At 46.4% G+C, this 16,780-nt stretch carries 12 protein-coding genes; 3 read left to right on the top strand and 9 right to left on the bottom strand.

The window, feature by feature from the left end:
- Positions 1–657 precede the first annotated feature (657 nt).
- On the top strand, positions 658–1,206 hold the full coding sequence (locus F458_RS0118125) for a YaeQ family protein (RefSeq protein ID WP_018984864.1): 549 nt from the start codon (positions 658–660) through the stop codon (positions 1,204–1,206).
- The gene (locus F458_RS0118120) at positions 1,206–1,514 is read left to right on the top strand and encodes a hypothetical protein (protein ID WP_018984863.1); all 309 of its coding nucleotides are present in this window, start codon (positions 1,206–1,208) and stop codon (positions 1,512–1,514) included. Before F458_RS0118125 ends, F458_RS0118120 begins: the two co-directional genes overlap by 1 nt.
- 187 nt (positions 1,515–1,701) lie before the next feature.
- Here the strand turns inward: F458_RS0118120 and F458_RS0118115 are convergent, their stop codons facing one another.
- A complete protein-coding gene (locus F458_RS0118115; RefSeq protein ID WP_018984862.1) occupies positions 1,702–2,127 on the bottom strand; it encodes a Dabb family protein in 426 nt (141 codons plus the stop codon).
- Positions 2,128–2,817: 690 nt separating this feature from the next.
- On the opposite strand from F458_RS0118115, the gene F458_RS0118110 reads away from it, so the two are divergent.
- Complete coding sequence (locus F458_RS0118110; RefSeq protein ID WP_018984861.1) at positions 2,818–4,134, top strand: TrkH family potassium uptake protein; 1,317 nt, start codon at positions 2,818–2,820, stop codon at positions 4,132–4,134.
- A 237-nt stretch (positions 4,135–4,371) separates the two neighbouring features.
- Here the strand turns inward: F458_RS0118110 and F458_RS0118105 are convergent, their stop codons facing one another.
- The 8 genes from F458_RS0118105 to asnS form a co-directional block, all read right to left on the bottom strand.
- Positions 4,372–6,504 (bottom strand): M3 family metallopeptidase, encoded by a 2,133-nt coding sequence (locus F458_RS0118105; RefSeq protein ID WP_018984860.1) that lies wholly within the window; start codon positions 6,502–6,504, stop codon positions 4,372–4,374.
- Positions 6,505–6,681: 177 nt separating this feature from the next.
- A complete protein-coding gene (locus F458_RS0118100; RefSeq protein WP_018984859.1) occupies positions 6,682–7,164 on the bottom strand; it encodes a GNAT family N-acetyltransferase in 483 nt (160 codons plus the stop codon).
- Between the two features lie 124 nt (positions 7,165–7,288).
- On the bottom strand, positions 7,289–10,432 hold the full coding sequence (locus F458_RS0118095) for an efflux RND transporter permease subunit (RefSeq protein ID WP_018984858.1): 3,144 nt from the start codon (positions 10,430–10,432) through the stop codon (positions 7,289–7,291).
- An 11-nt stretch (positions 10,433–10,443) separates the two neighbouring features.
- Complete coding sequence (locus tag F458_RS0118090; protein ID WP_018984857.1) at positions 10,444–11,595, bottom strand: efflux RND transporter periplasmic adaptor subunit; 1,152 nt, start codon at positions 11,593–11,595, stop codon at positions 10,444–10,446.
- Positions 11,596–11,712: 117 nt separating this feature from the next.
- Entirely contained in the window at positions 11,713–12,306 is a 594-nt protein-coding gene (locus F458_RS0118085) for a PqiC family protein (RefSeq protein WP_018984856.1), read from the bottom strand.
- On the bottom strand, positions 12,303–13,949 hold the full coding sequence (gene pqiB, locus F458_RS0118080) for an intermembrane transport protein PqiB (protein WP_018984855.1): 1,647 nt from the start codon (positions 13,947–13,949) through the stop codon (positions 12,303–12,305). The genes F458_RS0118085 and pqiB overlap by 4 nt, the downstream gene beginning before the upstream one ends.
- Positions 13,942–15,090 carry a paraquat-inducible protein A gene (locus F458_RS0118075; RefSeq protein ID WP_018984854.1) on the bottom strand — a complete coding sequence of 383 codons (1,149 nt, stop codon included), beginning with the start codon at positions 15,088–15,090 and terminating at the stop codon, positions 13,942–13,944. The genes pqiB and F458_RS0118075 overlap by 8 nt, the downstream gene beginning before the upstream one ends.
- 192 nt (positions 15,091–15,282) lie before the next feature.
- On the bottom strand, positions 15,283–16,680 hold the full coding sequence (gene asnS, locus F458_RS0118070) for an asparagine--tRNA ligase (protein WP_018984853.1): 1,398 nt from the start codon (positions 16,678–16,680) through the stop codon (positions 15,283–15,285).
- Positions 16,681–16,780 lie beyond the last annotated feature (100 nt).

The following is a 16,780-nucleotide window of genomic DNA, read 5'->3' as shown; positions in this document are numbered from 1 at the left end:
ATTGTATTACAAATAACGCTACGCTAACGTCGTGTTAACTGTCAACGCATAAAATTAACACTTGTACAGGTTGGATGAGTTGGTAAGCCGATAAGGTGATGTTAAAAGACCCAGTATCATTAACATCGTCTGCGGGGACGCGAACGAAGCTTAATAAAGATGAAACTCCCTGGTAGAAATTAGCCCTCGCTTACGATTAACAACCTCACGCCCTGGGCACATGTGATGCAGAAGGCGCCTGAATCGACTCCATTAATATTTAACAATGCGGGTATCAGCCTAACTGTAGAATCAGGCATCGAGATAGATGCTTATCTGGCTTTTTGATTGCAGGAAGTGATTCAATACGCGATTCAGTCAAAGTTTAATAACACTGAATGTTGAGGTTTTATACCAATTTTGAAGCAACGGCATATTTCCTTGATAGTAGAGCTTTTGTAGATTCATTTGCTCAGCGTCTTGGGATGGGTGTCATCGGAATAGTGAACGGGCACGCGGTATCAAATACGGCTGGCAATCGATGCAAAGGAATACAGGCGGTTGGCACGGTTGCTCCCGAACGACAGAAAAAGCTGGTAATATGCCCCTCAACGCTGCCAGGCGACACTTGCGCAAATATCGGATGTCGCTGCGCACCTTTTATTACCCAGGAACACCATGGCACTTAAAGCAACTATTTTTAAAGCTGACATATCGATTAGCGATATGGATCGCAATTATTACAACGATCACAACCTGACGATAGCGCGACATCCTTCTGAAAACGATGCGCGTATGATGCTTCGAATTCTCGCGTTTATCGTAAATGCACATGAGCGTCTGATTTTCACAAAGGGCCTATCTGATGATGATGAGCCTGATCTGTGGCAAAAAAGTTTTAGTGATGAAATAGAACGATGGATTGAATTGGGCCAGCCTTCAGAGCAGCGTATTAAAAAAGGCTGTAATCAAAGCCAGCAAATGATGATTTATTCATACGCCGACAACAGCTTTGATGCATGGTGGAAGAAAGAAAAGACCAGGTTACAAAGCAGAAAGAACTTGTCGGTATTTACCGTGCCCGAGGTACTTTCCACCACACTGGCTAATGCTGTGCAGCGTTCCATGCAAATTCAGGTGACCATTCAGGATGGCCAGATATGGCTAACCATTGAGGGGGCTGATATTACTGAAAGCCTGGAAGTCGCCATTGAGAAACACCAGTAATGAAAAAACTATCGGCAGTACAACTTAAACAGCAAGCTTTGGTGTTCAGCGTAGCTGATAAGCTTGAAGAGCAAGGTCGTAAAGAACTTCATGGCATGGTGCAATGCTGGTTTGACGTGCAGTATCACGAATTTCCCGGCTCGCTATTGCTACGCTTCCAATTTGAAGATGAAGCAGCGTTAGCTGCCGCCGAACCCGACGAAAAAAAATGGCAAAAGCGCTTAAGAGCCGCATTGCTCAAAAGAGGTGTTGTATTTAAAGATAAGCGCAGGCATCTAATTTTTACATTGGCCGGGCCTGAGGATTGAAAGGCAGGACATAAACTGAGGAAAACAACAAAACGCCTGATAAAAAGTTCAGAAACAAAAAGGCATAGTGTTGGGTCAATTCCAGACGAGGTGGAAATAGGCAGACTGGCCAAAAAATCCACCGCAAGCTCGGTATTTATGCTATTTCGTGTTATCTGCCTGACCTAGTGTTGTTCTATTTACCTGTTTATGCGCTCACAGAATCGTACACCACCACTTTCTTCCAAAGGTGGCTATAGTCTTCGACAAATTTTTTGTGAAGCGGATGGTTCTGGTAAGCATTCTGCTGATCAACACTGTTAAACATCATCATTTCCGAAACCTGATAGCTACTGTCGATAACATCTCTGGACGTAGTTGCAGCAGGCACACCCACATGCAGGGCCTGAATGTGTTTAATTTCACGCAGGTTGTTCAATCCTTTTATCAGAGACTGCTGATCTGAAACAGAGTTCGGATTTTTGAGCCAGAAATAAACCATATGAACAATTGGCGATACCTCGGTACAGGCCGTTGAGCCGTGTGCGCTTACCGGAAGTGCGGTCACGGCGCACAATGTTCCTGCTGCCATACCGGCAAACGATAAAAATTTACGTCTGTCTGACTGTTTCATATTCTGTTCCTTTTCGTTGATTCTGCAAAAGTCACAACGCAGCGTTATCGCCCGAGTGTTGAATAATTCATCATATGAAGCTGCCAAGATATACATTTTTTCAGGCAGGTACTAGTTTGGTGACATTAATATCTCTAAAAGCAGAGCTAATAATGGTCAGACAACATTTTTCTATCCTGATAATGATGCGATTAATGAAATTTCATGTATTAAAAAAACATGCACATTTGCTTATTATCGTTTCCTGCTACATGCAGATTGCGTAGCGTCAGTGCCAGGGTAAAAGCAGGTGGTCCGTTCAGGCCGGTTATTTCAACCTGCACGCCAAAACGTCATGACATTTGCCTTTTTCGAAAACGAAACCAGGAAAGTGATACTAGCTCAGCGTTTTGGTTTTTGGGCGCGTTGCAGTTAGGTTATGCGTTTGAGATGTTTTATGAGTAAGCGTTGTCCCTTATTGTGTTTCCTCCGACAGTAAGGGGTCTCTGGCGTTTTGGCTCGGTGAGTCCGTATAGTTATGCCCCGGGTTTAGGGGCTATATTTTTTGCTGCTTAGCAAAAGTTTATAGTTAAGAAATTAAACATTTTTATTAGTAAGTCCGGATCTGTGTTCTTGTTCAGTTTACGTGCAGTAGCTGTATTCTGAAAGGGTAGCAATCATGTATGATATTTTGTATTGGAGTTAACAACAGTGTCGTCTCTGCGTGTATTAGAAACCATTAATCCTGCCAAGGTTCTTTTGCTGGGCTATGCAAGTTATGTGGTACTGGGATGGTTTTTTTTGAGCCTCCCCCTTAGTCAAAGTGTACCTGTTAGCAATATAGACAATTTTTTTACTGCCACCTCGGCGGTCTCTACTACCGGGCTGGTAACAGTTGATCCGAGTCTAAGTTACACCTTTTTTGGTGAGTTAGTTATTTTATTTCTAATCCAACTTGGCGGTATCGGCTATATGACATTTGGCTCTTTTGTCATTCTTTCTACTCGCCATAAAATGTCGTCTTTTCGTACAAGTTTAACCAAGAGCGCTTTCGCGTTACCCGCTGACTTTGAAATTGGTCGCTTTATCAAAATGGTGGTGATATTTACTCTTGTCTGTGAAGCGATAGGCGCGATAGCCCTATATATAATTTTTCTCGGGGATGATGTCGATGGCGCGCTTTGGAGTGCAATTTTTCATAGCATATCTGCTTTTTGTACAGCAGGTTTCAGCCTGAACAATAATAGCTTAATGGACTTTGTTGATAATCCGATGCTCAATTTTGTCATAGCAGCGTTGGCCTATATGGGTGCCATTGGCTTCATAGTCGCCACTGATATCTGGCAACGCCTGACGGGTAAACAAAAGTATCTGCATTTCACTACTAAAATTATTCTGGAAGTGACTTTATGGTTTGCGGTAGTCGGCACCATATTACTTTTTGTTATCGAACCATCTGTTCAGTCTATGCCACCCTGGCAGCGTCTCATGGCGTCTTTTTTTCAAGTGATGACAGCCAGTACCACAGTGGGTTTTAACACTATTGATATCGGTGGACTGTCGGCGGCTATTATCATGCTTATGTATGTGTTCATGATTTTCGGTGCATCGCCTTCAGGCACTGGCGGTGGGCTTAAGTCGACCACGTTGGCGGCGTTACTGGGGCTTATCAAAAGTACCCTCAAACGGCGTGAAACAGTTCGTATTCATAAACGGGAGTTGTCACAGGAGCGCCTGCAAATCGCTACCGCAAGCTTTGCATTTTATATGGTAGTACTTACAGCAGCGATGATACTTCTACTGGCCTCAGAAAATGCGGCGTTCGATGTGATTTTGTTTGAGGCAATATCGGCGCTTGGCACGGTTGGTTTAAGCATGGGACTGACCGGAGATTTAACCGTGCTTGGTAAACTGATCATTATCTTACTTATGCTGATGGGAAGAGTTGGTATTCTCACCTTCGGCATAGCAATGGCGATGCATGATGAAAGTCCTGAGGAAGAAAAAGACGACGATCTCGTAGTTTAGACGGTTGTTCCTTCGCAATATTCAGTAAACAGTGTGCACGAGAATGAAATAAAAAATTCAGGGCCTGCAGGCTTTATATTCATCTAAAAGAAGAATATTACAGTTTTTAATTGAGCTGGATATCTACAAAATACCAAGCGCCATTAAGGGAAAACCTATACTGCGGATTGTAGTGTCAGCTGCACTCTTAATTAAAAAGCCCGGCTTGACCGGGCTTTTGTCTATTTAAGTAAATACTTACTCATCTAAACCACGGCGTTTTAACAACGCATCCACCGTGGGCTTCTGGCCCCTGAAATCAATGTAGTTCTGCATCAGATCTTCACTGTTTCCTTTAGACAATATTTCTTTTCTAAAACGTGCCCCGTTGTCACGGCTTAGTCCGCCATTATCATCCATATAAGCAAATGCGTCAGCAGCCAGTACTTCTGTCCATAAATAGGCATAGTAAGCGGCAGAGTAGCCGCCGGCAAAGGTGTGACTGAAGTAGTTTGATTTGTAGCGGGGCTTAACCGGCGCGTAATCAATATCATGCTTCGCCAGTGCTTTTTGCTCAAAATCCTTAACGCTATTGATATTGGCATCCGCATCAAGCATGTGCCATTCCATGTCTAACAGCGCCGCAGCAAGATACTCGGTAGTATTGAAGCCCTGATTAAATTTCACCGCTTTTAGCATCTTCTCAAGCAGTGCTTTAGGAATCGGCTCGCCGGTCTCATAGTGATTGGCGTAATTCTCAAGCACTGTAGGATCGATGGCCCAATCTTCATGAAACTGTGAAGGAAACTCAACAAAGTCCCGGGCCGTGGAAGTGCCTGCCAGACTAGGGTATTTTACCTGCGAGAATAAGCCATGTGCTGCATGGCCGAATTCATGAAACAGGGTGCTCACCTCGTCAAAGGATAACAACGTGGGTTCACCCTCGGCGGGCTTTACAATGTTCAGCTCATTAAATACCACTGGCTTAAGGTTATTCTGAAAGCTTTGGGTAACAAATTCGCTCATCCACGCGCCACCGGCTTTGCCTTCCCGGGCGTAGGGATCGAAAAAGAACAGGCCGATACTGGAATCGTCATCGTTGAATACTTCGAATACTCTGGCATCGTCAACGTAAGTGGGGAGATCCTTACGCTCTTCAAACCGGATGCCATAAAGCTTATTCATTGCGAAAAACAGGCCATCTTCCAGCACGCTGTTAAGCTCAAAGTACGGTTTCACCTGGCTATCATCAAGATCATATTTTGCTTTGCGAACTTTTTCAGCGTAATACGCCCAGTCCCAGGGTTGTACTGATCCCCGGACGCCTTCGTCATGCATAATCTGCTCAATATCCGCAGCTTCGCGTTGAGCACGTTCAACAGCTTTTGGCGCAAGGTCGTCTAAGATACCGAACACATTTTCTGGTGTCTTGGCCATCTGGTCGTCAGTCTGATACGAAGCCCAGTTAGCAAAGCCCAGCAATTTTGCTTTTTGCGCACGCAGCTTGGTCAGTTTAAGAATAATCGGTGCGTTAACATCCATTGCCCGGTTGGCAGATTTTTGCCAGATATGCTTACGCAGCTCGCGATTTTCCAGGCTGGACAGAATAGGCTGACGGGTAGTGTTAACCAGCGAAATCAGATAACCCTCTTTGTCGGCACCTTCGGCAGCGGATTTAAGGTTGTTTTTTTCCTTTTCCGACAGGCCGGCGAGCTTTGATTCATCGGTGATCAAAATGGTATCGTTTTTAAACGAAGCCAGAATATTTTGTGAAAAACGCGTTTGTAGCTTAGAAATTTGCTCATTAAGACTACGCATTGTGGCTTTGTCTGCTTTGGACAAATTGGCACCGGCGCGTACAAACTGATTATAGTAAAATTCAGTCAGTCGCTGATCAATATCGCTTAGCTGAGCCTTGTTTTCATGCACATTTTTAACACGTTCAAATAGGGCCTTATTTAAAAAGATATTGTCCTGATGCGCCGTGAGGCGAGGGGACATCTCAGACTCGATGCGCCGTACCTCATCACTGGAAGCAATACTGGACAAGTTAAAGAACAGATTAGAGGTACGCTTAATAAGCTCTCCGCTATTTTCCAGTGCCAGAATCGTATTTTCAAAGGTGGCAGGTTGAGCGCTGTTGGCAATCGCTTCTACTTCGGCGCTTTGTTCGGCCATTCCCTTTTCAAATGCTGGCTCGTAATCCTTGATGCTGATCTTATCAAATTCCGGTGTCTGGTAGGGCAGCGTACTTTTTCGCATAAGAACATTTTCAGATTTGGCTTGTTGGTTTTCGCGCATTGTCTGAGAGTTATCTGAATGTTGACTGCTTGTGCATGCTGAAAGCGTCATAGCCGCTGTGATAGCCGCAGCTAATAGTGTTTTTTGCATTTATTACTCCGTTATACTGATTCATTCGTCAGCTGTTTTTTAGATCACCACCTTAGCACGCAAATCAGCAAACAAAATCTGTCTTGTCTTACGCATTGGTGTTTTTGCCCTGTGCCAGGGAAGCTAGAGATGTGAACGTCTGTATCTGATAAAATTATCACACCAGCTATTAGAAAATTAACTGTTAGCAAAGGCTGTAAGTGCATCACCGCTTAACCGGTATCCCAGCCATTCATTTTTCGGTTGTGCGCCGATGGAATCGTAAAAATCGATGGCTGGCTTGTTCCAGTCCAGTACGCTCCACTCGAAGCGCCCACAACTTTTCTCAAGGGCAAGATTCGCCAGATACTTTAATAATGCCGTGCCTGCACCTTTGCCCCTTTCATCAGGACTGACAAAGAGATCTTCCAGATAAAGCCCGTTTTGTCCCTGCCACGTTGAATAATTGTAAAAATACACAGCAAAGCCAACCGGTTTGTCATTATTTTCACATATCAGGCAATGGGATGTCGCCTGAGCGCCAAACAGAGTATTAACGATATCTTGTTCAGTGGCCTCGACTTCATTTTCTGCTTTTTCGTATTTAGCCAGTTCAATAATAAAATCAAGAATCAGTGCGGCATCAGCTTCTCGCGCCTGGCGAATAGTGTAATTTCTCATGGTTTTTTTATCTTATACATGTGCTTAACGTGTGTTAAAGACTAGCATTTTAGAGCCAGATAAAGCAGGTACTTTTAGACTGGCTGCATAAAAAACCCCGCCAGCGGCGGGGTTAGGCTTATCGCTAATTATGGGGTGCAGGTTGTGGATCCTGTCTAACCTCTCGCTGACGGTTACGTCGAAAGATTTTGGCCAGTTGTCGGTTGAGATCTTCAAGTATCATATAGAGACAAGGGACCAGGATCAGCGTGACCAGCGTGGCATACATCACAGCAAAGCCCAGCGCAGCTGCCATAGGAATGACGAACGCTGCCTGCAGACTGGTCTCAAACAGAATGGGCAGTACGCCGGCAAATGTAGTGATTGAAGTTAAGGTAATCGCTCTGAAACGGGCGGTACTGGCTCTGATCACTGACTCTGCAATACTGAACCCCTCTTTGCGGGATTGATTGATAAAATCGGTCATTACCAGTGAATCATTGATCACCACCCCTGCCGCAGCGATGATGCCAAAAAAGGACATCATTGACAGATCTAAATCGAGTAAAAAGTGCCCCCAAATCGCACCGGTCATACTAAAGGGAATCACTGACATTATTATCAGTGGCTGTCCATAGCTTTTCAGTGGCACTGCGAGCAGCACATAAACCATGATCATGGCTGCAATAAAGAACATCTGTTGTTCATTGCGCTGCGCCTGTTGTTCCTCAATGTCTCCGCCAAGCTGTGTCAGCACCGATGGATAGTCTTCCTTAAGCCTGGGTAAAAGGGTCTCTTTGACTTCTTCAACTACAGCATCAGGTTCTACCACCTCTTCATCGATGGCACCCCAGACATAAACACTGCGATACCCTTCCTCTCGGCGGATGTAACTGATACCGGGTGCTTCTTCAAGATTAACCACGTCACCGAGCATCACGTCCTGGCCTGCCGGCGTTTGAATAACCGAATATTTAAGCTCAGAAAACTGTTCACGGGTTAATTTCGGGTATCGGACCATCACGCGTACCTCTTCACCGCCACGGATAACCCGCTGGGCCTCACCGCCGTAGAAGCCAGCCCCCACCTGACGGGCAATATCCGACAGCGTAATGCCCAAATCATAGGCCACAGGACGCAATGTCATTTGTACCTCTTTACTGGCCGGGTCGATAGTGGAGCTGACATCGTATAACCCTTTTTGTTGCTGCAACATACCGATGAAAGCTCTTCCTGCTGCATTCAGTGCGTCAATATCTGCCCCATACAACAAAAATCCGAATTCGCCGTCACCGCCGCCACCATTGACATCATCCTGAATAGAGAAGGATTTCATCCCCGGAATTTCAGGCATCGCTTCGCGCCATCGTCGAGCCAGCTCAAAGGTATTAAATGGGCGGGCATCTTCTTCCACTAAAGGTGCCACCACACGGCCGCTGGTACGCTCCTGATTAAATGCCAGAATGTCACGCACCATATTTTGGCCGGTTTCCTGTTTTACCTGAGCATCAACTGACCAGATTGTTTTCTCAATGATTTTTAATGCATCGATAACCGCTGTATCAGAGGCTGTTTCGTTCATCTCAATTCTGACCTGCGGGTAATCGTGGGGCACTTTAGGATTTGGCACACTGCGAACATAATTAGCCACAATGAGTCCCACGCTGATCATCAGAACTACCGTAAACAATGCCAGCACGCCATACCGCCAGTGGGTTGCCCGCTCTACCAGTCGTTTGTAAGGACCATGAACAAAATTATTAAAACGCTGGTTAAACCTGGCCCGCCAGGAGTCTTTTTTGACCGGAGGAAATTTAGTATGGGCGATGTGGGCTGGCAGGATAAGCTTGGATTCAATCAGACTAAACACCAGACACAATATTACCACCACCGCAATATTGTAGAAAAAAGCGCCCTCGGGGCCACTACTCATGGTAAAAGGGGCGAATACAGCGATGGTCGTCAGCACCCCAAAGGTGGCTGGCGTGGCGACCCGGCGCGCGCCGCGGATAACGTTATCCACACCGTCCCCTTTACTTTCTACTTCCGTATAGGCACTCTCGCCAATGACGATAGCATCGTCCACTACGATGCCCAGAACCATGATAAAGGCAAATAAAGAAAGGATATTGACCGTCACACCAAACAGCGGCATGAGCATAAATGCACCCAGAAAGCAGATTGGTAGCCCCAGCATTACCCAGAATGCCAGTCTGAAACGTAAAAAGAGTGTCAGTAACAGCGCGACGAGAAGCGCACCTTCAGCCAGATTCATCAACATCATTTCCAGTCTGGCATTGAGGTAATAGGTCATATCCACCAACACTTTCAGCTCAATACCATCCGGCAGGGTTTTGTTTTTACTTTCAATATAGTTTTTCACAGTTTCAGCTACCGGCACCATATCCTGGGTACGGGTTGCTTTGACTGCCATGTAGATAGAGTTTTTACCGGAATAGCTGAAGTACCACTCTCCTTCGGTAAAGCCGTCGTTAATGATGGCAATATCTGACAACAATACACGGGAGCCATTGGCCCCAATTTTGACCGGGATTTGGCCGAAATCACTGCCACGGTAGTATTGATTTTCAACCCTGACCGAAATCAGACCCGCTTCTGTGCGTAACTGGCCGGCCGATATATTCGCTGAATATCCGCGAATGGCACGGGAAACATCATCAATGCTAAGGTTATACTTGCGCAGCATGTCGGGTTGAATTTCAATGGCTATTTCATCAGGAGGATCGCCCACATCAACCAGTGAAATTGATCCGAGCTGTAGCAATTCATCTTCGATTTCTTTCGCCAAAGGCTTGAGTTCACTAAGCGGTACGTCGCCCACTAACGGCATTTCGATAACGGTTTGTTCAAACTCCTGCTGAGAGATATTTACCGGTTCCATATCAGCAGGGAAGGTTGCTATACCATCAACTCTGAGTTTGACCTTATCAAGGACGTCAGTAAGCTCGGCTTTTTTGTCAATCTCAAGTGTGACCCTTCCTGAATTACGAAAGGCACGGGAAACGACCTGCTCAATTTCAGTGACATCCTTCACGGCTTCTTCGATTTTTATCAGGATACTTTCTTCTATTTCCTGTGGCGAAGCGCCGGGATACTGAGCAGAAATATTGATGTAGTTAAGTTCAATATTGGGAAACATCTGACGTTGAATGCTTGAAAAACTGACGATGCCCATCAACAGGATAAAAATCATCAATAAATTGGCGGCTACCGAGTTTCGGGCGAACCAGGCGATAAGCCCGCGATGCGTATCAATATGCATTGTCATGAGTGTCGACCTTATTGTTTTTGTGCAACAAGATTGTCACTGTTGCCCGCACCGGCCAGGCGTACCGCCATGCCTGGCTGAGGATACTCAGGTAAGGTTAAAACAATATTCTCACCTGTCAGATCCGCTCGAATGATAAAATGTCTGCCGCTTTCATGAACCACCTCAACATTTTCTGGTATGAGTTTATTATCATCGCTCATAAGCCAGATGCTATTGTTCGTCACCAGCTCCTGGGGTACCCGATATACGTTATTCAGGGTTTTACCCGCAAACGAAATATTAACGTACGTACCAAACTTTATATTGTGCTCACTGCCATTTATGCCGTAGGGATCATCTATGCGAAGCACCAGGCTGGACTGGCGGGTAGCGGCGTCGACCATACCCGAATCGCGGTGAATATAGCCTTTCACCGGTTCATCATTTGTACCGTCCACATGAACATTTACCGGTAACTGAGTAAGATTTTGTGGCAACAGGTGACGATCAAACCCAGCAATGGGAAAGGTAACCTCGGCGACTTCAATATTGTGTAATGTGGCAGCGGGGGTGCCGGCCGTGACATACTCGCCAACGCCCAGTTCACGGGAAACAACAAGGGCGTCGTAGGTGGCGGTTATTTCACAGTTTTCAAGGTCTCGCTTTGCGATTTTCAGTCTTGCCTGGGCTGACTTAACCGCTGCATTGGCACTTAGCAGCTGGGGCTTACGCAAATACAATTCGCTCACCTGGGTGTCCGGCATCAACGTCGCTTCTTGCTCAGCAACTCTGGCCTGGGCCTGCTCCTGAATTAATTGCGCCTGCGCGGCGCTGAGATTGGCTTCTGCTTCCAGTAATGCGGCTTCGTAGGCATCTTTTTCGATGGTGAAAAGGATATCGCCGCGGCGCACTATGCCCCCGTGCACAAACCCATCGCTCCAGCTGATCACTTCACCAGTCACTTGCGCGGACAGTTGGGTAGATTCCAGTGGCGTGACTTCGCCGTAAGATGTGAGGGTGACGGTGTAATCCTGCGGTTCGAGCTTTTCGATAGTCACCAGCGGACGCGTATCTATTTGTTCGGTCGTTTTTTCATCCGGGGCGGTGGCTACTACCGCGTAGGTTGCAGCTATACCGATAAGAAGCACCCCGATAGGTGCTGCTACTTTTAACCAGTTCATATTGTATCGCTTCTAAAGAAGGTTTGACGTTATCTTACCTCGCAATATTAAGACAATCCTTATAGAAATGTAACGATATATTAACGTTTAAATAATGTGCCCGAAGGATAGGTCGGATTAATCCTGCTGTGCGCCGCTATCAGATAACGCCAGCGCAGACTCAGCAATCTCATTTGCCAACCTGACTACCAGGCCCCGCATTTGGATCACGGTATGCTCAAAACCATCTTCTTGCTGTGGGGTCTGCAAATTAAAGCGCTTGCTTACCGGCGGCCCGTTTTCGGGAAACAACCAGTATTGTCCCCTCAACACAATGTTTCCCTGATGAGTGGCAATAAAATCGTCAACAACGAGGGTAACACCAGTGGTTTGTGCTCGGTCATAAATATTCTGCGTGTAAACCTCCATCCCTTCATCGTGCCATAAGCTGGTGGATAGGGTTTGCAGGATATCGCTGGATAAAGGCTCTGCCCAAACATGCTGTGAAGAAAAGAAAAGGGTGGCTGGTCCGGTTTGCATAGCCAGGCCCCGTTGTTTGAGATAATCGGGTAAGGTTAACTTATCAATTCTCAGCCTGCCCTTTACGGTGTGTTCATCGTCCGTCCCTTCGTGGGTCGGCGAATGTAGCAGATAATAGTTAAGCGGTACCGGATCGGAGGCGCAGCCTGATAAAAGTAATATCGCGATAATAATAAAATAGTGTCTGATCATTCTTCACGCTCTCTGGCTCGCGCCTTGGGCTGCGGTTCGGTGCCTGGGTCTCGGGGAAATATAAAGCTGCTGGGGCGCTGGTTCAACTGCAGAAGCAAAGGCTGCAGGTTTCTTAATGTCTCCTGCATCTCATCCACAGTATCCTGAATTTCACCCTCGCTTAAGCCGCCCTCAGAGTAGTTTCTGAGTAACGTAGACACGTCATTAAGCACCTGGTTGAGATTTCGGTTTAGCGCTTTGGTATCCAAGTCTTCCAATACAATTCCCACATCATTACTGGTTTGTTCCAGTGCGTTGGCAGCGCTCTGCATATCTTCAATAACCTGCCGTGTGTCACCGACCAGACTATCCAGTGGCAACTGATTGATTTTATCTAAAATTGCATCGGCTTTTTGAGTCAGTTGAGTAAACTCGTTAGACACAGTAGGGATAACTTCATAGCCATTAATTGTGCGCATGCTCGCCGCTGCGTTCGTCTGCGTATGATGCAAGTCAACATACAAGCCGCCAGTGAGTAAATTGCCCATACGTAACGTGGCCCTGAGATCCCGCTCAACCCAGCCGCGCAGGGTTTGTTTGACAAACTCAAGGCTTTCCTGATTGTCCTGTTGACGAACCTTGCCCGGGTAGATTTTAATCATAACAGGGATCGGATAATCTTCATCCAGAATATTACCATTAACCAGATCGGTGGCATTAATTCGGCTGACTTCACCGATTTCGATACCACGGTACTCTACCGGCGCGCCTACCTCCAAACCTCTGACAGTTTCGTCGATAAGCAAAAGGTATTCCGCAGCAATGGTATAGCGTGTGTTGTAAGCGGCACTTTCATCTTCATAAATACTAAAACTTGATTCACCGGTAATTTGCTCGCCGGGCGGAGAATCTTCCGGGATACCAAAGGTGATACCGTTGGCCAGCAATGTTTCCAGACTACCGGTTTCAACCTCAACCCCGCTGGAGCTTAAATGCAATTTAACACCACTGGCATTCCAAAATCGCGTATTAGAAGTGATGAGCTTATGGTAGGGCGCCTCAATAAATGCAGAATAATAGACTTTGCGCTCATCAATATTAAACTCCGAGTCTTCAAATTCGCCCACCTTATAACCTTTGTATATGACCGGATCGCCCGCTTTATAGGCAAAGCGATCATCGCTTTTCAACGTTAGGTGCAAACCCGGTGTACCCAAAGGGGTTGCTGGCGGTCGCTCCAGTGCCACAAACTGACGTTGTTCGCGCCCCTTATCGGTAGCCGACATTGCAATATAACTACCGGAAATAAGTGTGCTCAAACCTGACACTTCAGAAAAACTTATGCGGGGGGAGACTACCCAAAATTGTGTTTTATTGGTAAGCAGACGGGCCGCACTGGCCTCCATCCGGGCGGTGACCAGTACGCCATTTAAGTCTGGCTTGAGCTCGATTTTCTTTACCTGACCGACGTCTACATCGCGAACTTTGATAGGCGTTTTGTTCACTTCAATGCCTGAGGCTGATTGTAACTCGATGGTGATCAACGGGCCTTGATCGCGCCACTGCGTATATACCATCCAACCGCCTACAATAATCACTAAAATGGGCACCAGCCAGATTTTTGAAATACGACGCGTTGACTGAAGTTGTGCCTGCTCACTCATTTAATGCTTTCCTGTCTATCCAAATCAGCCTGCTGTCAAAGGTTATGGCTGCAATCATTGTTATAAAAACGACGGCACAAAATGCCAGTGCGGCTGAACCAGGGTATATGGAGATAGTATTCCCTAATCGTATCAGTCCTGCCAGTATCGCGACCACGAATACATCAATCATTGACCAGCGACCGATAGCTTCAGTCAGCCGGTAAAATCTCGCCCGGGTTCGTCTGCCCCGCGAGTGCTGTTGTTGAACGGTAAAGTTGAGCCAGCCCAAAGCAGTAATTTTACCAATAGGGACAATCACGCTGGCAATCAGAATAATGATGGCTACCGGATAAGAGCCTGACTGCCATAACGAAATTACACCGCCAATAATAGTATTTGGCTCAGTGTTACCAAACAGCTCTGTATGCATAATGGGTAAGGTATTTGCCGGTATATACAATATGGCTGCGGCAAACAGCAATGCCCAGGTACGTTGAATACTTACTGAAGCCACTGCCTGTGACAAGGGTTTTGGCGCCGGAAGCTGGCCGCTGAATAACCATAGGCCAAGCCGGTTTCTGTCAAAATTCACCAGGCTCATGGTCAGACAGGTTGCAAAACCGATAAATGCAAAAAAGGACATTCCAAAGTTCACCTCTGCCATTGAGGTTACTTTGATAAGACTGACCAGCGTGCCCACCATAAATACTTCAGCCATGCTCCACTGGCTCAGAGTTTTAACCACAACATACCATCGCATCAGCGATGCGCTGCGACGTCTGGTGATGTAACTGGCTGAAAGAATGACAATTCCGATTAAAACAATACAGGGAATAATAAGTATTGCCAACGCCGTGATGATGGCCAGAAACATGTAGTCTTGCTGGATCATAACGTTAAGCGTATCAGAGATATGAATACTGCGTTGCTGGCTGTTGCTTTTGAAAACCAGAAAATTAAACGGCAGACTAAGGAGCAGAAAAATAAGTGCAGACACAGCAAAGGCAAGACTATGCTCAAACCCGAATTGGCGAAATGTCAGAAGATGATGGTGGCATGTCGGACAGACTGCTTGCTGACAATGCGCCAGCGCAGGAATTGTCACATCTGTATAACACTGCTCACAGGTAATAGTAACGGGCTGCCCCTGGGATTGCATGAGTATTGCTCGGCCAAAAATGATTGTTTGTGCGTCACACGCTTCTAATTACTTAACAATAAAGAATATCCTTTAAACCTCGAGGAAGATCATTATCTTAGCAAAACAAAACCGCGACGAGCACACGCCACCAGCTTTGATTTGGCGTGAAAAGATAAAGCCGGCATAGCCGGCTTTATCGTAAATAAACGCTTAAAAGGCTGCATTGCCTGGCGTACGCGGGAAGGGAATGACGTCACGTACATTCTGCATACCGGTCACATAGGCCACCAGGCGTTCAAAGCCCAGGCCGAAACCTGCATGAGGCACTGTGCCGTAACGACGCAGGTCGCGATACCAGCCGTAATCTGCCTTATCCAGTCCCATTTCCTCAAGCCTGGCATCGAACACGTCCAGGCGTTCTTCACGCTGGGACCCGCCTATGATCTCACCAATGCCTGGCGCCAATACATCCATTGCCGCTACCGTCTTATTATCTTCGTTCAAGCGCATATAGAACGCTTTAATATCTTTGGGGTAGTTTTGCATAATAATCGGTGCACCAACATGCTCTTCAGCCAGATAGCGCTCATGCTCAGAAGAAAGGTCTACGCCCCATTCAACCGGGAACTCAAACTCTCTGTCAGCATTTTGCAGTATATTGATAGCATCGGTGTAATCCATCCGAACAAAGTCAGAAGAAACCAGTTTCTCCAGACGGTTGATTACATCTTTATTAATACGTTGCGCAAAAAATGCCATATCGTCGGCGCGCTCTTCCAACACGGCTTTGCATACATACTTGAGCATGTCTTCAGATAATTGTGCAATATCCGATAAGTCGGCAAATGCCACCTCAGGTTCAATCATCCAGAACTCAGCCAAATGCCGTGAGGTGTTGCTGTTTTCAGCCCGAAAGGTAGGCCCAAAGGTATAGATCTTCGACATAGCTGTACAATAGGTTTCGCCGTTTAACTGTCCAGACACGGTCAGATAAGTTTCTTTGCCGAAAAAGTCTTCTTTGTAATCAATGTCGCCTTTTTCAGTGCGCGGCAGGTTCATCATATCCAGCGTGGATACGCGAAACATCTCGCCCGCACCTTCAGTGTCACTGGCGGTGATTATCGGTGTGCTTATCCAAAAATAACCGTGCTCATGAAAGAAACGGTGAATAGCCTGGGACAGGCAGTTGCGGATGCGGGTGACAGCACCGATTACATTGGTACGCGGACGCAAATGTGCATGTTCACGCAAATATTCAATAGAGTGTCGCTTAGCCGCCATGGGGTAGGTGTCAGGATTCTCCACCCAGCCCACAACCTCTACGGATTGTGCGTCCAGTTCAAGTGCCTGCCCCTGGCCCTGTGACTCTTTCACGGTGCCAATTACACTTACTGAACAGCCTGTGGTTAGGCGCTGAATATCTTCGTAATTTGCCAGAGAATTTAACGCGATAACCTGCACCGGATCAAAACAACTTCCGTCGTGCAGTGCAATAAAAGACAAGCCTGCTTTTGAATCGCGGCGTGTTCTTACCCAACCTTTTACTGTCACCGTTTCGCCAACCGCGTACTTGCCGGCAAGCACGTCGACTACGGGCGCATGCGTCATTATGTATTCTCCGTCTTTAATTTAAGTATCAGGTCAGAAATCATGATAAAGCGACACAGAGATGTGCACTTATTTTGAGTAAACCGAATGAGAGCCCTAA

This window comes from Salinimonas chungwhensis DSM 16280, assembly GCF_000378185.1.
Taxonomy (GTDB): Bacteria; Pseudomonadota; Gammaproteobacteria; order Enterobacterales; family Alteromonadaceae; genus Alteromonas; species Alteromonas chungwhensis.
Note: the sequence above shows the minus strand (reverse complement) of the source record. Positions and strands in the feature narration are given on the sequence as shown.